The sequence below is a fragment of the Enterobacter cloacae complex sp. IR5422 genome (genome assembly GCF_049238165.1).
GTDB lineage: Bacteria > Pseudomonadota > Gammaproteobacteria > Enterobacterales > Enterobacteriaceae > Enterobacter > Enterobacter roggenkampii.
In genome coordinates this window covers 74,998-95,001 of record NZ_JBMKHT010000002.1, presented here as the reverse complement: position 1 = coordinate 95,001, position 20,004 = coordinate 74,998, and the positions used below count along the sequence as shown (strand labels likewise).

Annotated in this window: 17 protein-coding genes and 3 tRNA genes; 12 read left to right on the top strand and 8 right to left on the bottom strand. The window is 56.9% G+C overall.

The features are described 5' to 3' along the window. Positions 1-24: 24 nt before the first annotated feature. The 12 genes from recA to ACOTXT_RS01955 all read left to right on the top strand — a co-directional run bounded on the left by recA (position 25) and on the right by ACOTXT_RS01955 (position 9,738). Complete coding sequence (gene recA / locus ACOTXT_RS02010) at positions 25-1,083, top strand: recombinase RecA (protein WP_008499546.1); 1,059 nt, start codon at positions 25-27, stop codon at positions 1,081-1,083. A gap of 68 nt (positions 1,084-1,151) precedes the next feature. Next, on the top strand, positions 1,152-1,652 hold the full coding sequence (gene recX, locus ACOTXT_RS02005) for a recombination regulator RecX (RefSeq protein ID WP_023294407.1): 501 nt from the start codon (positions 1,152-1,154) through the stop codon (positions 1,650-1,652). Between the two features lie 131 nt (positions 1,653-1,783). Further along, positions 1,784-4,411, top strand: a complete 2,628-nt coding sequence (gene alaS / locus ACOTXT_RS02000) for an alanine--tRNA ligase (RefSeq protein ID WP_023325950.1) — start codon at positions 1,784-1,786, stop codon at positions 4,409-4,411. Between the two features lie 241 nt (positions 4,412-4,652). Continuing rightward, positions 4,653-4,838 carry a carbon storage regulator CsrA gene (gene csrA / locus ACOTXT_RS01995; protein WP_000906486.1) on the top strand — a complete coding sequence of 62 codons (186 nt, stop codon included), beginning with the start codon at positions 4,653-4,655 and terminating at the stop codon, positions 4,836-4,838. A gap of 342 nt (positions 4,839-5,180) precedes the next feature. Next, positions 5,181-5,273: transfer RNA gene (locus ACOTXT_RS01990), tRNA-Ser, on the top strand. 4 nt (positions 5,274-5,277) lie between these two features. Beyond that, positions 5,278-5,354 (top strand) — tRNA-Arg (locus ACOTXT_RS01985). 64 nt (positions 5,355-5,418) lie between these two features. Continuing rightward, positions 5,419-5,495 (top strand) — tRNA-Arg (locus ACOTXT_RS01980). A 125-nt stretch (positions 5,496-5,620) separates the two neighbouring features. Then, positions 5,621-6,187, top strand: coding sequence for a fructose-1-phosphate/6-phosphogluconate phosphatase (yqaB, locus tag ACOTXT_RS01975; protein ID WP_008499542.1), 567 nt, complete (start codon positions 5,621-5,623; stop codon positions 6,185-6,187). Next, complete coding sequence (locus ACOTXT_RS01970) at positions 6,184-6,612, top strand: YqaA family protein (RefSeq protein WP_021241956.1); 429 nt, start codon at positions 6,184-6,186, stop codon at positions 6,610-6,612. Before yqaB ends, ACOTXT_RS01970 begins: the two co-directional genes overlap by 4 nt. Positions 6,613-6,695: 83 nt before the next feature. Beyond that, positions 6,696-8,240: a glutamate--cysteine ligase gene (gene gshA, locus ACOTXT_RS01965; protein ID WP_055321957.1), complete on the top strand. Its 1,545-nt coding sequence runs from the start codon at positions 6,696-6,698 to the stop codon at positions 8,238-8,240. A gap of 153 nt (positions 8,241-8,393) precedes the next feature. Continuing rightward, complete coding sequence (gene luxS / locus ACOTXT_RS01960; RefSeq protein WP_008499539.1) at positions 8,394-8,909, top strand: S-ribosylhomocysteine lyase; 516 nt, start codon at positions 8,394-8,396, stop codon at positions 8,907-8,909. Between the two features lie 64 nt (positions 8,910-8,973). Continuing rightward, positions 8,974-9,738 (top strand): AraC family transcriptional regulator, encoded by a 765-nt coding sequence (locus ACOTXT_RS01955; protein ID WP_055321956.1) that lies wholly within the window; start codon positions 8,974-8,976, stop codon positions 9,736-9,738. On the opposite strand, the gene leuA is transcribed toward ACOTXT_RS01955, so the two are convergent. From leuA to proV, 8 genes are all read right to left on the bottom strand, one after another. After that, positions 9,725-11,380, bottom strand: coding sequence for a 2-isopropylmalate synthase (leuA, locus tag ACOTXT_RS01950; RefSeq protein WP_055321955.1), 1,656 nt, complete (start codon positions 11,378-11,380; stop codon positions 9,725-9,727). The genes ACOTXT_RS01955 and leuA overlap by 14 nt on opposite strands. Positions 11,381-11,575: 195 nt before the next feature. Beyond that, the gene (gene emrB, locus ACOTXT_RS01945) at positions 11,576-13,123 is read right to left on the bottom strand and encodes a multidrug efflux MFS transporter permease subunit EmrB (RefSeq protein WP_008502580.1); all 1,548 of its coding nucleotides are present in this window, start codon (positions 13,121-13,123) and stop codon (positions 11,576-11,578) included. 16 nt (positions 13,124-13,139) lie between these two features. Then, complete coding sequence (gene emrA / locus ACOTXT_RS01940) at positions 13,140-14,312, bottom strand: multidrug efflux MFS transporter periplasmic adaptor subunit EmrA (RefSeq protein ID WP_055321954.1); 1,173 nt, start codon at positions 14,310-14,312, stop codon at positions 13,140-13,142. 126 nt (positions 14,313-14,438) lie between these two features. Then, a complete protein-coding gene (gene mprA, locus ACOTXT_RS01935) occupies positions 14,439-14,969 on the bottom strand; it encodes a transcriptional repressor MprA (protein ID WP_008502578.1) in 531 nt (176 codons plus the stop codon). 314 nt (positions 14,970-15,283) lie between these two features. Then, positions 15,284-16,468: an MFS transporter gene (locus tag ACOTXT_RS01930; protein WP_008502577.1), complete on the bottom strand. Its 1,185-nt coding sequence runs from the start codon at positions 16,466-16,468 to the stop codon at positions 15,284-15,286. A 186-nt stretch (positions 16,469-16,654) separates the two neighbouring features. Next, positions 16,655-17,650, bottom strand: coding sequence for a glycine betaine/L-proline ABC transporter substrate-binding protein ProX (gene proX, locus ACOTXT_RS01925; protein WP_045417596.1), 996 nt, complete (start codon positions 17,648-17,650; stop codon positions 16,655-16,657). A 9-nt stretch (positions 17,651-17,659) separates the two neighbouring features. Then, a complete protein-coding gene (gene proW / locus ACOTXT_RS01920) occupies positions 17,660-18,724 on the bottom strand; it encodes a glycine betaine/L-proline ABC transporter permease ProW (protein ID WP_008502575.1) in 1,065 nt (354 codons plus the stop codon). Further along, entirely contained in the window at positions 18,717-19,919 is a 1,203-nt protein-coding gene (gene proV, locus ACOTXT_RS01915; RefSeq protein WP_008502574.1) for a glycine betaine/L-proline ABC transporter ATP-binding protein ProV, read from the bottom strand. Before proV ends, proW begins: the two co-directional genes overlap by 8 nt. Positions 19,920-20,004 lie beyond the last annotated feature (85 nt).

Genomic DNA, 20,004 nt, shown 5'->3' with positions numbered 1-20,004 from the left:
TCTCCCGGCATGACAGGAGTAATAATGGCTATCGACGAAAACAAACAGAAAGCGTTGGCGGCAGCACTGGGCCAGATCGAAAAGCAATTCGGTAAAGGCTCCATCATGCGCCTGGGTGAAGACCGTACCATGGATGTGGAAACGATCTCCACCGGTTCGCTTTCTCTGGATATCGCGCTGGGCGCGGGCGGCCTGCCAATGGGCCGTATCGTAGAGATCTACGGGCCAGAATCCTCCGGTAAAACGACCCTGACGCTGCAGGTGATTGCTGCGGCACAGCGCGAAGGTAAAACCTGTGCGTTCATCGATGCCGAGCACGCGCTGGATCCTGTTTATGCGCGTAAGCTGGGCGTGGACATCGACAACCTGCTGTGTTCTCAGCCGGACACCGGTGAGCAGGCGCTGGAAATTTGTGACGCGCTGGCGCGCTCCGGTGCGGTTGACGTTATCGTTGTTGACTCCGTTGCCGCACTGACGCCAAAAGCGGAAATCGAAGGTGAAATCGGCGACTCTCACATGGGCCTCGCGGCACGTATGATGAGCCAGGCGATGCGTAAGCTGGCCGGTAACCTGAAGCAGTCCAACACGCTGCTGATCTTCATCAACCAGATCCGTATGAAAATTGGTGTGATGTTCGGTAACCCGGAAACCACAACCGGTGGTAACGCCCTGAAATTCTACGCGTCTGTCCGTCTGGATATCCGCCGTATCGGTGCGGTGAAAGAGGGTGAAAACGTCGTCGGTAGCGAAACCCGCGTGAAGGTGGTGAAGAACAAAATCGCTGCACCGTTCAAACAGGCTGAGTTCCAGATCCTCTACGGTGAAGGGATCAACTTCTACGGTGAACTGGTTGACCTGGGCGTGAAAGAGAAGCTGATTGAAAAAGCGGGCGCCTGGTACAGCTACAACGGTGACAAGATTGGTCAGGGTAAAGCGAATGCTATCTCCTGGCTGAAAGAGAACCCGGCTGCGGCGAAAGAGATTGAGAAGAAGGTGCGCGAGCTTCTGCTGAACAACCAGGACTCCAAACCTGATTTCGTAGTCGATGCTGCGGATGCTGAAGAAACCAACGAAGACTTTTAAGTCTCTCGTGTAAAGATGAAGGGCTGCTGATGCGGCCCTTTTTGCATTTCTGATTCTACAGGTTTTTTATGAGTGAACCGACATCACGCCGACCCGCCTACGCGCGCTTGCTGGATCGTGCGGTGCGCATCCTGGCCGTACGTGACCACAGTGAGCAGGAGCTGCGGCGGAAGCTGTCGGCTCCGGTGATGAGTAAAAACGGGCCGGAAGAGATTGATGCCACGGCGGAAGACTACGACCGCGTGGTGGCCTGGTGCTATGAGCATCATTACCTGGACGACGATCGCTTTGCTTCCCGCTTTCTCGCCAGCCGCGGCCGCAAGGGCTACGGCCCTGCGCGCATCCGGCAGGAGCTGAACCAGAAAGGGGTGGCCCGGGAGTCCATCGAAAAAGCGATGCGCGAGTGCGAGATTGACTGGTGTGAACTGGCAAAAGAGCAGGCGATTCGCAAGTACGGCGAACCGCTGCCGCGTGAATTTTCAGAAAAAGTCAAAATCCAGCGCTTTTTGCTCTACCGCGGCTTTCTGATGGAAGATATTCAGGATATCTGGCGTAATTTTGCCGATTGAACGCATGCGGGATTTTACTTCCCACTAAAGAAAACTTATCTTATTCCCACTTTTTCCAGTAGCTGGTCTGTCCAACGGTTTACCGATACAGGCTGGCTATGACATTTCGTTAGCTTGATTTCAGGATAATTATGAGCAAGAGCACCGCTGAGATCCGTCAGGCGTTTCTCGATTTTTTCCATAGTAAGGGACACCAGGTTGTTGCCAGCAGCTCCCTGGTACCGAACAACGATCCGACTCTGCTGTTTACCAACGCCGGGATGAACCAGTTCAAGGATGTGTTCCTTGGTCTCGACAAGCGTAATTATTCCCGCGCCACAACCTCACAGCGTTGCGTGCGTGCGGGCGGTAAACACAACGACCTGGAAAACGTCGGTTACACCGCGCGTCACCACACCTTCTTCGAAATGCTGGGTAACTTCAGCTTCGGCGACTACTTCAAACACGATGCCATCCAGTATGCGTGGGAACTGCTGACCGGTGAAAACTGGTTCAACCTGCCGAAAGAGCGTCTGTGGGTTACCGTCTATGAAACCGATGACGAAGCCTACGAAATCTGGGAAAAAGAGGTCGGTATCCCGCGCGAGCGTATTATTCGCATCGGTGATAACAAAGGCGCGCCATACGCGTCTGACAACTTCTGGCAGATGGGTGATACCGGTCCTTGCGGTCCGTGCACCGAGATCTTCTACGATCACGGCGACCACATCTGGGGTGGCCCTCCAGGCAGCCCGGAAGAAGACGGCGATCGCTACATTGAGATCTGGAACATCGTCTTCATGCAGTTCAACCGTCAGGCCGACGGTACCATGGAGCCGCTGCCGAAGCCGTCCGTTGATACCGGTATGGGTCTGGAGCGTATTGCCGCGGTACTGCAGCACGTTAACTCCAACTATGAGATTGACTTGTTCAGCACCCTGATCAAAGCCGTTGCGGAAGTGACCGGCGCGACCGACCTGAATAATAAATCGCTGCGCGTTATCGCAGACCACATTCGTTCCTGCGCGTTCCTGATTGCCGACGGCGTTATCCCGTCGAATGAAAACCGTGGCTACGTGCTGCGTCGTATCATTCGTCGTGCTATTCGTCACGGCAACATGCTGGGCGCGAAGGACACCTTCTTCTATAAACTCGTTGGGCCACTGATTGGCGTGATGGGGTCAGCGGGTGACGAGCTGAAACGCCAGCAGGCGCAGGTTGAGCAGGTTCTGAAAACCGAAGAAGAGCAGTTTGCCCGCACGCTGGAGCGCGGTCTGGCGCTGCTGGACGAAGAGCTGGCGAAGCTTAAGGGCGACACCCTGGACGGCGAAACCGCTTTCCGCCTGTACGACACCTACGGCTTCCCGGTTGACCTGACAGCGGACGTTTGCCGCGAGCGTAACATTAAAGTTGACGAAGCGGGCTTCGAAGCCGCGATGGAAGAGCAGCGCCGTCGTGCGCGCGAGTCCAGCGGTTTCGGTGCAGACTATAACGCGATGATCCGCGTTGATAGCGCGTCTGAATTCAAAGGTTATGAGGCGCTGGAACTGACCGGCAAAGTGACCGCCCTGTTTGTTGACGGCAAAGCCGTGGACAGCATCAGCGCAGGTCAGGAAGCCGTAGTCATTCTGGACAAAACGCCGTTCTACGCCGAATCCGGCGGCCAGGTTGGCGATAAAGGCGAACTGAAGGGCAATGGTTTCAGCTTTAGCGTCAGCGACACCCAGAAATACGGTCAGGCGATTGGTCACCAGGGCAAACTGGTTTCCGGTTCTCTGAAAGTGGGCGAGGGCGTCCAGGCTAACGTTGATGAAGCTCGCCGCGCGCGCATTCGTCTGAACCACTCGGCAACCCACCTGATGCACGCTGCCCTGCGCGACGTGCTCGGTACCCACGTTGCACAGAAAGGTTCTCTGGTTAACGATAAAGTGCTGCGCTTCGACTTCTCGCATTTTGAAGCGATGAAGCCGTCTGAAATCCGCGCGGTGGAAGATCTGGTGAACGCGCAGATCCGTCGTAACCTGCCAATCGAGACCCACATCATGGATCTCGAAGACGCGAAGAAAAAAGGTGCGATGGCGCTGTTTGGCGAGAAATACGACGAACGTGTTCGCGTGCTGAGCATGGGCGACTTCTCTACCGAACTGTGCGGCGGTACACACGCCTCGCGCACCGGTGACATCGGCCTGTTCCGCATCGTTTCCGAGTCGGGTACGGCGGCAGGCGTGCGTCGTATTGAAGCGGTGACCGGTGAAGGTGCGATTGCCAGCCTGCATGCGCAGAGCGATCAGCTGCACGACATCGCGCAGCTGCTGAAAGGCGATAGCCAAAACCTGGGCGAGAAAGTGCGCGTTGCGCTGGAACGCACGCGTCAGCTGGAAAAAGAGCTGCAGCAGCTGAAAGAGCAGGCTGCGGCGCAGGAGAGTGCAAACCTCTCCAGCAAGGCTGTAGACATTAAGGGCGTCAAACTGCTGGTCAGCGATCTGGCGGGCGTTGAGCCTAAGATGCTGCGTACTATGGTCGACGATCTCAAGAACCAGCTCGGTTCTACCGTTATCGTGCTGGCGACAGTAGCAGAAGGTAAGGTTTCTCTGATTGCGGGCGTCTCTAAGGATGTGACTGACCGCGTAAAAGCAGGGGAACTGATTGGTATGGTCGCTCAGCAGGTGGGCGGCAAGGGTGGCGGTCGTCCGGACATGGCGCAAGCCGGTGGTACGGATGCGGCGGCACTTCCTGCGGCATTAGCCAGCGTTGAAAGCTGGGTAAGCGCGAAACTGTAATAACTACAAAGCACAAGCAGACGCCATAGCGGTAACGTTATGGCGTCTTGTTCACTGTGCTATCGATAACGATAAAGTCAGGTTGAGTTTGTGTATATCGGCTAAACTTACGTTTAACAGAATGTGATGCCGTGACTGCTTACACTTTACGTGTTTGTCATCGCTTACTTTTTGGCGTTATATGATGGATAATGCCGGGATACAAGAGACCCGACTCTTTTAATCTTTCAAGGAGCAAAGAATGCTGATTCTGACTCGTCGAGTTGGTGAGACCCTCATGATTGGGGATGAGGTCACCGTGACAGTTTTAGGGGTAAAGGGTAACCAGGTACGTATTGGTGTTAACGCTCCTAAAGAAGTATCTGTCCACCGTGAAGAGATCTACCAGCGTATCCAGGCTGAAAAATCCCAGCAGTCCAGTTACTGATATTGTCGCGTCTCGCTGTCGGGCGAGACGCAACCCTCCCGCTATTTTTCCTGCTCAAAGTTACCGTTTAATTTCAATCGCTCTCTTTTTGACCACTCCGTTACCCTTATCTCGTCCCAACACTGTCCTTTCCGCATCAGTTTTCTGTGAAGATGCCTGCAAAATCCGCTTATAAAACACCCTCTTTGCGGCTTTTACATGCGAATTGCGTGTGATTTGTGCAAACGATAAAAGCTTTTGGAAAATTGTTTGACTTATAAGTCCCAGAAAGTAATATATGCGCCACGCAGCGACGAGAAGCTCTTAACGAGTTGCTCGAAGCACTCGAAAGAGGCGTTGTGTGGTGAGGTGGCCGAGAGGCTGAAGGCGCTCCCCTGCTAAGGGAGTATGCGGTCAAAAGCTGCATCCGGGGTTCGAATCCCCGCCTCACCGCCATTTTGCATCCGTAGCTCAGCTGGATAGAGTACTCGGCTACGAACCGAGCGGTCGGAGGTTCGAATCCTCCCGGATGCACCATCTATTACTTCATATTGCTTTAGAAGTGATATGAATATCGAGCAGTACAGTAGTAAATCCCGATGCATCCGTAGCTCAGCTGGATAGAGTACTCGGCTACGAACCGAGCGGTCGGAGGTTCGAATCCTCCCGGATGCACCATCTCTTCTGCCTTTCCCTTCGATGTTTAGTTCTTAATCACTCTCGTTGTTATCATTTCGCAATCAGCGACAAAAACCATCATTTACGATAAAGTAATGCTTTGTTAATCGGTTAGCGAGAGCACGATGTACGCACAGTATGACGGTTTGATCTTCGATATGGATGGTACCCTCCTGGACACCGAACCCACGCATCGTCAAGCCTGGACCGACGTCCTGGGCCGCTACGGCATGCGTTTCGACCTTCAGGCGATGATCGCCCTCAACGGCTCCCCCACCTGGCGTATTGCGCAGGCCGTGATTGAACTGAATCAGGCCGATCTCGACCCGCACCTGCTCGCGCGCGAAAAAACCGATGCGGTAAAAGCCATGCTTTTAGATACCGTACGTCCTCTGCCGCTGATTGATGTGGTAAAAGAGTGGCACGGGCGTCGCCCGATGTCGGTGGGGACGGGCAGCGAAAGCGCGATTGCAGAAGCCTTGCTCAATCATCTTGGCCTGCGCCACTATTTTTCTGCCGTGGTCGCCGCCGATCATGTTAAACGTCACAAGCCCGCACCGGACACCTTCCTGCTTTGCGCAGAATTAATGGGCGTCCCGGCGGCAAAGTGCGTCGTGTTTGAAGATGCCGATTTCGGGATCCAGGCCGCGCGTGATGCCGGAATGGATGCGGTGGATGTACGCTTACTGTGAGTGACGCGCTGTCACTTGCCTCATTATTCGCCAGCAGTTTTCTCAGCGCCACGCTGTTACCGGGCAATTCGGAAGTGGTGCTGGTGGCGATGCTGTTGTCCGGCGTGAGTCAGCCCTGGCTGCTTGTAGTAATAGCAACAATGGGTAATAGCCTTGGAGGGCTGACTAACGTTATTCTTGGGCGTTTCTTTCCGCTGCGCGAAAAATCGCGCTGGCAGGAAAAGGCAGTCGGCTGGCTAAAACGCTATGGCGCTGCCACGCTGTTATTAAGCTGGATGCCTGTAATAGGCGATTTACTGTGTCTGCTGGCGGGATGGATGCGCATCTCCTGGGGACCGGTGCTCTTTTTTTTGTGCCTTGGCAAGGCGTTGCGCTATGTTCTCGTGGCGTGGGCAACACTACAGGGTATGACGTGGTGGCACTAATTGGTGGAATGAATACGCGACCTTCAATCGTCAACCATTACAATTATGCTGAGTAACATTACTTTGACAGGCGGGAGGTCAATTTGATCCCGGACGTATCTCAGGCGCTGGCCTGGCTGGAAAACCACCCTCAGGCATTGAAGGGTATTCAGCGTGGTCTCGAGCGTGAAACGCTGCGCGTTAACGCGGACGGCAATTTAGCGACAACGGGTCACCCGAAGGCGTTAGGCTCGGCGCTGACACATAAATGGATCACAACCGATTTCGCTGAAGCGCTGCTGGAGTTCATCACCCCAGTAGAGGGTGATATTGATCATATGCTGACGATTATGCGCGATATCCATCGCTACACCGCGCGCAATCTCGGCGATGAGCGTATGTGGCCGCTCAGCATGCCGTGCTATATCGAGCAGGGCCAGGAGATTGAGCTGGCACAGTACGGCACGTCAAATATCGGCAGGCTGAAAACGCTCTACCGTGAGGGGCTGAAGAACCGCTACGGCGCGTTGATGCAGACCATCTCTGGCGTGCACTACAACTTCTCGCTGCCAATGGCGTTCTGGCAGGCGAAATGCGGTGAAACGGATAAAGACGCCATCTCAGCAGGCTACTTCCGCCTGATCCGCAACTATTACCGTTTCGGCTGGGTGATCCCGTATCTGTTTGGTGCCTCCCCGGCGATCTGTTCTTCGTTCCTGCAGGGGAAACCGACCACGCTGCCGTTCGAGAAGACCGACTGCGGAATGTACTATCTCCCGTACGCCACCTCTCTGCGTCTGAGCGATCTCGGCTATACCAATAAATCGCAAAGCAATCTCGGTATTACGTTTAACGAATTGCACGAATATGTGGCAGGATTGAAGCGGGCGATCAAAACCCCGTCGGAAGAGTACGAAAAAATCGGCCTCGAAAAAGACGGTAAGCGTCTGCAGATCAACAGCAATGTCCTGCAGATTGAAAACGAGCTGTATGCGCCAATTCGTCCTAAGCGCGTAACCCGCAGCGGCGAAACCCCGTCGGATGCGCTGCAGCGCGGCGGGATCGAATACATTGAAGTGCGCTCGCTGGATATCAACCCGTTCTCACCGATTGGCGTTGACGAGCAGCAGATTCGCTTCCTGGATCTGTTTATGGTCTGGTGCGTGCTGGCGGATGCGCCGGAAATGAGTTCAGACGAACTGCTCTGCACCCGTACAAACTGGAACCGCGTGATTCTGGAAGGGCGTAAACCGGGCCTGACGCTGGGTATCGGCTGCGAAACGGCACAGTTCCCGCTGACGAAAGTCGGCAAAGATCTGTTCCGTGACCTGAAGCGTGTTGCCCGGACGATGGACAGCATCGACGGCAGCGACGCGTATCAACAGATTTGCGACCAGCTGGTGGAATGCTTTGATAACCCGGAACTGACATTCTCAGCGCGCATTCTGCGTTCTATGATTGATCAGGGCATTGGTGGTACGGGGCGTTCACTCTCGGCGGAGTACCGTGAAATGCTGATCCAGGAGCCGTTAGAAATCCTGAGCGAAGCAGATTTTGTCGCAGAACGCGAAGCATCCGTTGTGCGTCAGAAAGAGGTTGAAGCGGCGGATACCGAGTCGTTTGAGGCGTTTCTGGCGAAGCAGGCCTAAGCAGAAAAGAAAAAGGCCACATCGCTGTGGCCAAAATATACATCTCTGAATTCAGGGATGATGATAACAAATGCGCGTCTTTCATATACTCAGACGCGCATTCTGTAGAAGAGTTCAGTTTATTTTAAAAAAAATCACTATCGGAGGTGACGTATGCCGTTATTAGATAGCTTTACTGTCGACCATACCCGTATGGAAGCACCTGCAGTCCGCGTGGCGAAGACCATGCACACCCCGCACGGCGACACGATCACCGTCTTCGATCTGCGCTTCTGCGTGCCAAACAAAGAAGTGATGCCGGAGAAAGGCATTCATACGCTGGAACACCTGTTCGCTGGCTTCATGCGTGACCACCTGAACGGCAACGGCGTTGAGATCATCGATATCTCTCCGATGGGCTGCCGTACCGGTTTCTACATGAGCCTGATTGGTCAGCCTGAAGAGAAACGTGTGGCAGATGCCTGGAAAGCGGCCATGGAAGACGTGCTGAAGGTGAAAGAGCAGAACCAGATCCCTGAGCTGAACGTTTACCAGTGCGGCACCTACCAGATGCACTCTCTGGAAGAAGCGCAGGAGATCGCGCGCCACATCATCGAACGCGACGTTCGCGTGAACAGCAACGAAGAGCTGGCCCTGCCGAAAGAAAAACTGCAGGAACTGCACATCTAGTATTGTGCCTGTGGATGCCCGGTGGCGCTTCGCTTGCCGGGCCTACATTGTGCTGGTGCCTCCTTTGACCACAACCTTAACCTTCTCTTTTACCCACCGTCCCCTCGTTCCGTTTGCCCATGATTACGTTCATGGTGACAGCGAACCCTGGCACAAGCACGACTGCGCGCAACTGCTGCACACCCTGAGCGGCGTGGTAAGGGTGGATACCGCATCGGGCTGTTGGGTTGTGCCTCCCGGTCGCGGCGTCTGGCTGCCTGCGGGCACGCAGCATTCCCTGCGCATTACCGGCAACGTGGCGGCGCGAACGCTGTTTATCGATCCGCTGGCGCGGGCCGATCTCCCCGCCACCTGCCAGATCGTGCAGATCGCGCCGCTGCTGCGCGAGCTGATCCTCGTCTCCCTTGCGTTGCCTGAATCGTACTCACCCGGAAGCCGGGATGAACGCGTCTATGAACTGATTCTCGATGAAATCCGCACTATGCCGGTGCTGCCGTTTCACCTGCCGGAGCCGGAAAGCGAGGCGCTACGTCGCCTGTGCCTGCAAATCCGGCAAAACCCGGGGGAAAGCTGGAGCAGCGCGCAGGCTGCGAGCCTGATGAACATGAGCGAGCGCACCCTGAACCGCCATTTTCAGCAGCAGACGGGTTTAAGCTACAGCGAGTGGTTGAGAAGGGCGCGTCTGCTGGAAGCCTTAGTGCGGCTGGCGCAGGGCCAGCCGGTATTGCGCGTGGCGCTGGATCTGGGCTACGGCAGCCACAGCGCCTTTACGGCAATGTTCCGTCGGGTGATGGGCATCTCCCCCAGCGATTACTTTAAGAACGACTGACGGCGTTAAAGAGCGCCTGAAGCGACGCGCGCGCCACGTCGCTATCAATGCCCACGCCCCAGCGGCTGCTGCCGTCCTGGAACAGGCAGCGGATGTAGGCCACCGAGCGGCTGTCGCTGCGTTCGCCTAACGTATGCTCGTGATAATCCTTAATCACGAACGGGGCGTTGACCCAGCGGCTCAGGCCGTGAGCGGCGGCAGAGAGCAGACCGTTGCCGTGACCTTCCAGCTGGCGCGTTCCTCCCTGTGTGGCGACGCTGGCCGTCAAACGCAGCTGGCCGTCCTGCTGGCTGTCGCTGCGGTAGGATTGCAGCGCATAATGCGGCGTGGCCACCAGACCGTAGCGGGTGCGAAACAGCTGCCACAGCGCATTTTGCGTCATCTCTTTTCCGTGACGGTCGGTTTCCTGCTGCACGTGCTGGCTGAAATCCTGCTGCAGGGCGCGGGGCAGTTTCAGACCATGATTCTGTTCGATCAGCCACGCGCTGCCGCTTTTCCCTGACTGGCTGTTCACGCGGATCACCGCTTCGTAGGTGCAGCCGATATCCTGGGGATCGACGGGCAGGTAAGGCATCTCCCAGCGATCGCCAGGCCTGCGGGCATCAAAGCCTTTTTTGATTGCGTCCTGGTGCGAGCCGGAGAAGGCGGTATAGGCCAGCCGTCCTGCCCACGGATGGCGCGGGTGCACCGGCAGCTGATTGCAGGTTTCCACCACTTCCACCACCCGGTTCATATCGCTAAAGTCCAGAGTCGGGCTGATACCCTGGCTGTAGAGGTTCATCGCCAGCGTCACCAGGCAGACGTTGCCCGTGCGCTCGCCGTTACCAAACAGACAGCCCTCCACGCGGTCAGCCCCCGCCATTACGGCCAGCTCCGCGCAGGCGACGCCGGTACCGCGGTCGTTATGCGGATGCACGCTGATGCAGACATCGCGGCGGCGGCTGAAATGGCGACAGAAGTACTCGATCTGGTCGGCATAGACGTTCGGCGTGCTCACTTCGACGGTGGCGGGTAAGTTGATCACCATCGGGCGTTCGTCGCAAGGCTGCCAGATCTCCGCCACGGCTTCACAAATCTCCAGCGCAAATTCCGGCTCGGTAAAGCAGAAGGTTTCCGGAGAGTATTCGTACTGCCAGCGGGTTTCAGGGTTCTCTTCACAAAGCTGGCGGATAAGCCGCGTGGCGCGGGTGGCCAGCTCAACGATTTGCGCTTTCTCCATGCCGAATACCAGGCGACGGAACAGCGGAGCGGTGGCGTTATACAGATGCACGGTCGCCTGCTTCGCGCCGCGCAGGGATTCAAAAGTGCGATGGATGAGATCTTCCCGTGCCTGAGTGAGCACCTGAATCGTCACGTCATCCGGGATGCGGTTCTCTTCAATCAGTTGGCGAACGAAATTGAAATCCGTCTGCGAGGCGGAAGGAAAGGCAACTTCAATCTCTTTAAACCCGCAGCTTAACAGCAGGTCCCAGAACTGCAGCTTGCGCGTGCTGTCCATCGGTTCGGCCAGAGCCTGGTTGCCGTCGCGCAGGTCGGTCGAGAGCCAGCGCGGCGCGCGGGTGATGCGTTGTTCCGGCCAGCGACGGTCGGGCAGGGAAAGGGTGGGAAAGGGTTGGTACTTGTCGGCGGGTGTGTTCAGCATGATGCGCTCCTGTTGTCTTTTCACTATCGTGAATCGATTTCAGGCGCGCTGCTTTATCGGCACTGACAATGGCTGTCGCGTTCTGGACACGGTGGCAATGGTTGCCCGGTGGCGCTGCGCTTACGGGGCCTACGGATGTGTCAGTTATCGTAGGCCGGGTAAGGCGTAGCCGCCACCCGGCAACCCGCGCACAAACTAGTGCGCGCCGCCACCGCCGCCACCGGCACCAAACGGCGGTCTGGCAAACCACACCAGCCCCAGCAGGACGATAAAGATCCCTGCCGATATCCAGAAAATCTCGTTGGCCGAGATAATCAGCCCCTGGTTGGTGATCTGCTGGGCAATCCAGCCGGACGCCTGCTGCTCCGTCATCCCCATTCCCTGCAGCTGACTGTACATCTGCTGTGCGTTAGGGTTGAACGGGTTCACCGCTTCGGTCAGCTGCGCGTGGTGCATTGATTCGCGGTTCGTCCACAGGGTGGTGGTGATCGACGTCCCGATGGAGCCCGCCAGCGTACGGGTGAAGTTCGACAGGCTCGACGCGGCCGCCAGACGCTCGGGCGGCAGGCCAGAGAGCGTGATGGTGGTCAGCGGCATAAAGAAGCACGCCACCGCAAAGCCCTGAATGAACTGCGGCCACGCCGAGGCGCCAAAGTCCATTCCCGGCTCAAAGGTATACGCACGCCAGTAGAAGCACACCGCGTACATGATGAAGCTGAACGTCACCAGCCGACGCATGTCGAGCTTATGGGCGAAGCGGCCAATAATCGGCGACAGCAGGACCGGGATCACCCCGACAGGTGCCGACGCCAGACCCGCCCAGGTGGCGGTATAGCCATACACCTCCTGCAACAGCTGCGGCAGCAGAACAATCGCGCCGAAGTAGAGCATATAGGCGAGGCTGATACACAGGCAGCCGATGGTGAAGTTTCGCGACTTAAAGAGCGAGAGATCGACGATCGGGTTGTCGTCCGTCAGCTCCCAGACGATCAGGAAGCTTATCGACACCACCGCGACAATGGTCAGGATGATGATCTCCTGCGAGTTGAACCAGTCGAGCTCTTTACCGCGGTCGAGCATGATCTGCAGACTGCCGATACCCAGGATCAGCAGCGCCAGCCCGATGCTGTCGATACGGCGCTGTTCGGTGCGCGTCTCTCGTCCTCGCAGCGACTGCAGCGTCATCAATACCACGACGGCGCCAATCGGTACGTTGATGAAGAAGATCCAGCCCCAGTGGTAGTTATCGCTGATGTACCCGCCCAGAATCGGTCCGCAGATAGGCGCGACGATAACGGTCATCGACCAGAGTGCCAGCGCGACGGAACGTTTTGCGGGAGGGTAGTTGCTCAGCAGCAAACTCTGGGAGAGCGGGATCAGCGGCCCCGCGACAATCCCCTGAATGACGCGGAAGAAAATCAGCATCGTCAGGCTGCTGGACATGCCGCACGCCCACGAGGCCAGAACAAACGCCACCGTGGACCAGAGGAACAGCTTCACCTCACCGACGCGCTTTGCCAGCCAGCCGGTGATCGGAATGGAGATGGCGTTTGCCACCCCAAACGAGGTAATAACCCAGGTCCCCTGGCTCAGCGACGAGCCAAGGTTACCGGCGATGGTCGGGATCGCCACGTTTGCGATGGTGGAGTCCAGCACCTGCATGAATGTCGCCAGCGACAGCGCGATGGTCATAATGACCAGCTGCGCGCCTTCCAGCGGTTTTTGCGGCTTTTGCTGTTGCATAACGCTCACCTTCGGATTAACCGGCGTTTGCCTTCACGATGTCATCGATCAGCTTGTTGACCGGATCGAGGCTAATTTCACGGGCGTTACTTTCATAAACCGGGCTGCTACGCACCTGGCTTGCCAGGATCTGACCGTCGCGGTTGGAGGTGTCAACCGTCACCAGCGTGGAGAGGCCGATACGCAGCGGGTGATCCGCCAGCTGTTTGGCATCCAGTTCGATACGCACGGGCAGACGCTGTACGACTTTGATCCAGTTACCGGTGGCGTTCTGCGCAGGCAGCAGGGAGAAGGCGCTGCCGGTCCCCATATCCAGACCCACCACTTTGCCGGTGTACTTCACGTCATCGCCGTAGATGTCGCTGACAACCGTTGCGGTCTGGCCGATACGCATATGCGCAAGCTGCGTCTCTTTAAAGTTGGCGTCGACCCACAGGTTGTCCGCCGGCACAACCGCCATCAGCGGCGTGGTTGGGCTGATCTGCGCCCCTGGCTGGACGGAACGACGGGAGACATAGCCGGTCATTGGGCTGACGATTTTAGTACGCTGCAGGGCAAGCCACGCGTTGCGGACTTCAGTCGCTGCCTGCTGAACGGCAGGCTGGTTTTCCAGGCTGGTGCCCAGCACCATCGCCTGGTTGGCGTTGTACTGCTGAATGGCCACGTCCAGCTGTGCCTGAGCGCTGGCGACGGCGTCGCGGGCGTGCTGCAGCTCTTCACGGCCAATCAGATTGGCGGTGCCGAGCGGCACGCGACGGTTCAGATCGCTCTGCGCCTGCGCGAGTGCGGTCTTCTGCACGTCGATGTTGGCCTGCAGCTGTTTGCTGTTGATCATCAGCTGGCGGGTCTGACGGACGCTGGAGGCCAGCGCGGTCTGTGCTTTTTCAAACGCCTGCTGGGCGTCGGTTGGATCGAGCGTCACCAGCACATCGCCTTTTTGCACAAAGTCGGTATTGTCAGCCCAGACTTTCGTCACGCTGCCCGACACCTGCGCCATAATTTGTACCTGGTTCCCTGCCACGTACGCGTCGTCAGTCTCTTCAGCATGACGCAGTACTAAAAACCAATAGATCCCATATGCCACGGCAATAATGATAAAGAGCAAGGTCAACAGAAGAAGGGCGCTCTTACGTTTGCCTTTCTTGTTGGCCGGTTGCTGCGGGGTAGTGCTCTCCGCATTTGCGCTCATTGTTGTTCTCCACGATCTTCTTATTTTCACATCGGCTGAGCCGACCTGTTGTCAGAAAGGCCAGCAGTGTGACGTGCTGGCCTGTCGGTTTTCTTATAAATCTGGATTGTTGAGCGTGTCGTCGCGTTAGCGCAGCGCCTCAAGAACGGCGCCTTCTTCATCCATCTGGTCCAGACGGGTGAGCAGCTTGCGAGTGATGTGCTCAAGCTGGTCGCGCTCGGCGGTGCTGAGAGCGGACCAGAGTTTGTGCAGGCAATTGTGCTGAGGTGGCAGCACCTCGCGCAGGAATTCGTGACCTTTATCGGTCAGTTGCAGATGCAGGCAGCGGCGATCGTTATCGCTTTCACGGCGCTCAATCCAGCCGCGCTTTTCCAGCTCATCGGCAATTCGGGTGGCGTTGGTGCGGGAGGAGCCCAGCGCGCAGCTCAGCTCAGAAGGCTGAATGCTGTGGTTTTCCTGAGACTCCAGCGTGATCAACGCCATAAACAATGTCTCGTTAATCCCTTGAGCTTTCAGCATTTTATTGCGGTTTTCCAGTAGCTTACCCTGCATGTGCATGCACAGGCGAGTCAGCAGGATTTCCTGATACGGGAAGTCCTCATGGCGACTGGCGCGGAATTTAAGCATTTGTTCAATGGGCGTAAACGAACTATCCATTTGGGCATAACCTCATTAATTACAGCCGATATAGTAACGATAGTGACAAATAATGTAAATGAATTATTTGTGCGGTTATATCCGCCAAATTAATGTCACCATCAGAAAGCGCCGGGTAAGTCCGTGACCCGGTGAGCACAGAAAGCGTAGGGGATGAACCCGCTGAAGAGAGGATGTGAGGACGGGGGTCTGAACTATTCATGCCGATTGTAAATATGTCACCCACATTAAAATTTCTGGGATAAATGATTACGTTTACATTAACAGAGTGAGGGGCCCCTTTACACCCTAAGAGGCCCAAAGCAATGTAAAACTTAGTGAATTGCCTCCTGGCGATGGTAGCCGCGCCACCATACAAGCAGGTTAATCGTGGCGACGATGGCACCAATTGCACATACCCCTGACCAGCCAGCATGCTGCCACGCCGAGGCGGAAATGAGCGAGCCCGCCGCGCCGCCAATAAAGTAGCTGGTCATGTACCCGGCCGTCAGGCGGTTACGCGCCTCTGGCTTCACGCGATAGATGACGGTCTGATTGGTAATGTGAACGCCCTGCACGGTGAGATCGAGTACCAGGATACCGACGATCAGCGCCAGCACCGAGACGTGCCCATACCAGATTGCCGCCCAGGAGAGCAGAAGTAACACCAGCCCCGCGGAGGTGGTCAGATGGGATTTGCCCTTGTCGGCCAGCCCGCCTGCGGGGCGCGCGCCCAGTGCGCCTGCGGCACCGGCCAGGCCGAACAGGCCAATCACCCCTTCGGAATAATTAAACGGCGGCGCGGCCAGCAGAAACGCCATCGACGTCCAGAGAATGCTGAAGTTGGCGAAGGTGAAGCAGCCCAGCAGGGCGCGGGTGCGCAGAAGTTTATCCTGGGTGAACAGGCTGAAAACGGAGGCCAGCAGCTGCGGGTAATTCAGGTGATTTTCCTGCTTCACTTTTGGCAGCCCGCGCCACAGCGCCAGCGCCATGACGACCATCAATACGCTCGCCACCCAGTATACGGTGCGCCAGCCGCCGAGGCTTGCCAGCAGCCCGGCGACGGTACGCGCCAGCAAAATCCCCAGCAGCAGGCCGCTCATGATGGTGCCCACCACCTTGCCACGTTTTTCCGGTGAGGCGAGGGTCGCGGCGAGCGGCACCAGGATTTGCGCCACCACGGAGAACAGCCCCGTCAGCGCGGTACCGATAATCATCATCGTCAGCGACTGGCTGCTGGCGGTGATCAGCATCCCGCCGGCGGCCAGAAGCGTCATGGAGACGATCAGCATCCGGCGTTCAAACATATCGCCGAGCGGCACCAGGAACAGCAGCCCGGCGGCATAGCCGAGCTGGGCGGCGGTAACGATAAAGCCTGCGGAGCTGGCGGAGAGATTGAACGCGCGGGCGATGGTGTCGAGAAGAGGCTGCGCGTAATAGTTGCTGGCGACGGCCAGACCCGTTGCCACGGACATTAAAAGGATGAGTGCGGGGCTAAGCCCTTGAGTGGTTTTTGTCATTAGTTTCAGGAATCGTTAGTGAAGTGATTATTTTTCCGGAAACCATAATAGCCAATGATTGTGAATGTGGGGGGATTGTTACGTGCTGGATTGTGCGGTTTAGGTTGGGTGCGGTCTGATCCCCTCACCCCGGCCCTCTCCCAGTGTGTACGATCCGGGGAGAGGGTTAGGGTGAGGGAAAAGGTTTTATTTCTGCGCCGCCAGCGCCGCTTTCACCCAGCCGTCAAACTGCTGCTGGTGGGCCTTGATCCAGCCGTCGACGTGGCCTTTAACATCCGCCTCAGACGATTTGCCCGCGTGCATCATCGCGTTCTGGGCGTTGATGTCCGCCAGCGGCAGCTTCATCACCGAGAACAGCTTTGCCGCGGCCGGGTTTTTCTCCGCCCAGGCTTTGTTCGCCACGATATGCATGGTGTTCACCGGGAAGCCGTAGTTCATGCCGTTCGGCAGTGTGGTGTCGATATCTTTCTGCTCGCCCGGCAGGGAGGAGAACGGCACCTGCAGCCACACCACGTCTTTACCCGGCTTCAGCACGTCGCTCACCCAGTACGGCGTCCAGGTGTAGTAGATCACCGGTTTACCCTCTTTGAAGCGGGCAATGGTGTCGGCCATCATCGCTGAATAGTTGCCGTGGCTCACGTCGACCGTTTTCGCCAGATCGAACGCCTTGTTCTGGTGGTTAATCACCGCTTCGCAGCCCCAGCCCGGCGAGCAGCCCATCATGTCGGCCTTGCCGTCACCGTTGGTGTCAAACAGTTTGGCGATCTTCGGATCCTTCAGCTGTTCGATGTTGGTGATGTGGTACTGGTCGGCGGTTTTCTTGTCGATCAGATACCCCTGCGCCGCGCCGGTGACAAAGGTGCCTTCACGGTAGAATTTCTTATCGCCACCGGCGGCGGCATACATATCGTCATGCAGCGGCTGCCAGTTTACGGCGGTAAAGGTGGCGTCACCGGAGGCAATTGAGGTGTAGCCCACGTTGTAATCCACTTCGCTCGGCGTGTTAACCGTATAGCCCAGTTTTTCCAGCGCCCGGCTGACCAGCAGGGTCTGGAAGCTCTCTTCCGAAATAGTGCTCTGCACCGGCTGCACGGTAATGCCTTTGCCCGGCAGGTCAGCCGCGAACGTGCTGGTGGAGACAAGGGTGGCAAACGCTGTGGCAAAAAGTACGTTATGTCGCATCGTTGTTCCTTATTTTCTAAAGGGGCGGGTGAGTAACCCAACAGGGCCGGTGGAATACCAGCGACGGTTGCCGCGACTGCGTGAATCGCGACCGACGGCCTGGGTCAGGCGGTCAAGAATAATGGCGAGGATCACAATCCCGACGCCGCCGACGGTAGCCAGCCCCATGTCGAGACGGCCAATGCCGCGCAGCACCATCTGACCGAGACCGCCAACGGCGATCATCGAGGCAATCACCACCATCGAAAGGGCCAGCATCAGCGTCTGGTTAACGCCCGCCATGATGGTCGGCATCGCCAGCGGGAGCTGAACCTTAAACAGCATCTGGCGCGGGCTGGCGCCGAACGAGCGTGACGCTTCGATCAGATCCGCAGGCACCTGATTGATCCCGAGAATGGTCAGACGAATAATCGGCGGCAGGGCAAAGATAATGGTGACCACCACGCCCGGCACGTTGCCGATGCCGAACAGCATCACAATCGGCACCAGATAGACGAATGCCGGGGTGGTCTGCATTGCATCCAGCAGCGGGCGGATAATCTTCGCGGCCCGCGGGCTGCGCGCCAGCCAGATCCCCATCGGCAGGCCGATGACGATGCAGAAGAGCAGGGCGGTCAGCACCAGCGCCAGGGTGATCATCGCCTGCGACCAGGCCCCAATCGCGCCGATGGCAATCAGCGAAATCAGCGTGGCGACACCCATCCCGGCGCTGCCAAACTGCCAGGCGATCAGGGAGAACAGGATAATCGCCACCGGTGCCGGCATGCCCAGCATCAGCTGCTGGAAGCCGTTCAGGATGTAATCCACCGGGATGCGGATCCCCTGGAAAACCGGGCGGAAGTGCGTGACCACCCAGTCGATCCCCTCCGTGACCCAGCTGTCCAGCGGGATCAGCGTTTTGTGGAACGGATCCATAATATTGAAGTGCTCTGGCGCAGGCGCGGGTGCGCTGTTCAGCCAGTCCGCCGCACCGCCACCGTCGGCGGGTGCTGGCGTGGAACCCCACGCGTCGGCGGATTGCGCAGCGTTGTCCGCCGCTTCAGTGGTGCCCCACGGGTTAGTTTGATCAGCCATTATTTGCCCCCTCGCGATCTAAAGCCTGCAGCAGCATCCGTTTTGAGATGATGCCGACGTACTGTTGTTCCTCACCCACCACCGGCACGGCGCACGGCGCCTGCCCCACGTGAGAGAGCAACTCGCTGAGCGGCGTTTCGGCGTCCACGGCAAGCGGAGCGTCAATCAACGCCGCATCGATCCCCTGGTTTTCGCTGAGCGCGGTTTTCAGAGAGTCGATGGAGACAACGCCGACAAATTTATTGCCGCGTTCAACCAGATAACCGTATTCACGGTCTTCGTCCTGCAGCAGCTTAAGCGCCGAGCGCGGGCCGAAGCCTGGGGTTTTACGAATAATGCCGTTTGGCGTTCGACGGGCAATATCTTTGGCGCTAAAGACCTGGCTAATATCCACGCCGCGGAAGAAGGTGCGCACATAATCATTCGCCGGATTATTGAGTATTTCATCCGGCGTGCCGACCTGCACCACTTCACCGTTTTGCATAATGGCAATACGGTCGCCAATACGCATGGCTTCATCCAAATCGTGGGAAATAAAGACAATGGTCCGCTGATGTTTCGCCTGTAATTTTACCAGCTCATCCTGCATCTCGGTGCGAATTAACGGATCGAGGGCAGAGAAGGCTTCGTCCATTAATAAAATGTCTGGATTAATGGCTAATGCGCGGGCTAATCCCACGCGCTGACGCATGCCGCCGGAAAGTTCATCCGGGTACGCATGCGCATAATTTTCCAGCCCAACCTGACGCAGGGCATCAAGGGCTTTTTCCTGACGTTCCTGCGCGGGTGTGCCGGCTAATTCCATGCCGAAAGCGGTATTATCCAGCACCGTCATATGTGGCATCAGTGCGAATGACTGGAATACCATCGCAATCTTCTTTCTGCGCACCTCGCGAAGCTCGGCGTCTGATATTCTGGCGATATCCACGCCGTCAATCAGCACCTGTCCGCGGGTGGGTTCAATCAGGCGATTGAGAAGGCGAACCATAGTGGATTTACCCGAACCGGATAATCCCATGATGACAAAAATCTCGCCTTCTTCAATGGCCAGACTGGCGTCTTTAACGCCAAGCGATAGCCCGGTTTTTTCCAGAATTTGCTCTTTCGAAAGGCCTTTCTCAATATATTTGAATGCGCGCTGAGGATGCTCGCCAAATACTTTATAAAGATTTTTCACTTCTAATTTAATTGCCATGCAATAGAGAGTGTCCTGTTATTTGTTTATGTCGATATGATTACCATGGTAAATTGTTAACGGGCATAACCCTAACATACTGAGA

Bases quoted from the DNA above. Each gene is read 5' to 3' on its own strand.
- recA (WP_008499546.1), top strand. From the start codon at position 25: ATGGCTATCGACGAAAACAAACAGAAAGCGTTGGCGGCAGCACTGGGC.
- recX (WP_023294407.1), top strand. From the start codon at position 1,152: ATGAGTGAACCGACATCACGCCGACCCGCCTACGCGCGCTTGCTGGAT.
- alaS (WP_023325950.1), top strand. From the start codon at position 1,784: ATGAGCAAGAGCACCGCTGAGATCCGTCAGGCGTTTCTCGATTTTTTC.
- csrA (WP_000906486.1), top strand. From the start codon at position 4,653: ATGCTGATTCTGACTCGTCGAGTTGGTGAGACCCTCATGATTGGGGAT.
- yqaB (WP_008499542.1), top strand. From the start codon at position 5,621: ATGTACGCACAGTATGACGGTTTGATCTTCGATATGGATGGTACCCTC.
- luxS (WP_008499539.1), top strand. From the start codon at position 8,394: ATGCCGTTATTAGATAGCTTTACTGTCGACCATACCCGTATGGAAGCA.
- leuA (WP_055321955.1), bottom strand. From the start codon at position 11,380: ATGCTGAACACACCCGCCGACAAGTACCAACCCTTTCCCACCCTTTCC.
- emrB (WP_008502580.1), bottom strand. From the start codon at position 13,123: ATGCAACAGCAAAAGCCGCAAAAACCGCTGGAAGGCGCGCAGCTGGTC.
- emrA (WP_055321954.1), bottom strand. From the start codon at position 14,312: ATGAGCGCAAATGCGGAGAGCACTACCCCGCAGCAACCGGCCAACAAG.
- mprA (WP_008502578.1), bottom strand. From the start codon at position 14,969: ATGGATAGTTCGTTTACGCCCATTGAACAAATGCTTAAATTCCGCGCC.
- ACOTXT_RS01930 (WP_008502577.1), bottom strand. From the start codon at position 16,468: ATGACAAAAACCACTCAAGGGCTTAGCCCCGCACTCATCCTTTTAATG.
- proX (WP_045417596.1), bottom strand. From the start codon at position 17,650: ATGCGACATAACGTACTTTTTGCCACAGCGTTTGCCACCCTTGTCTCC.
- proW (WP_008502575.1), bottom strand. From the start codon at position 18,724: ATGGCTGATCAAACTAACCCGTGGGGCACCACTGAAGCGGCGGACAAC.
- proV (WP_008502574.1), bottom strand. From the start codon at position 19,919: ATGGCAATTAAATTAGAAGTGAAAAATCTTTATAAAGTATTTGGCGAG.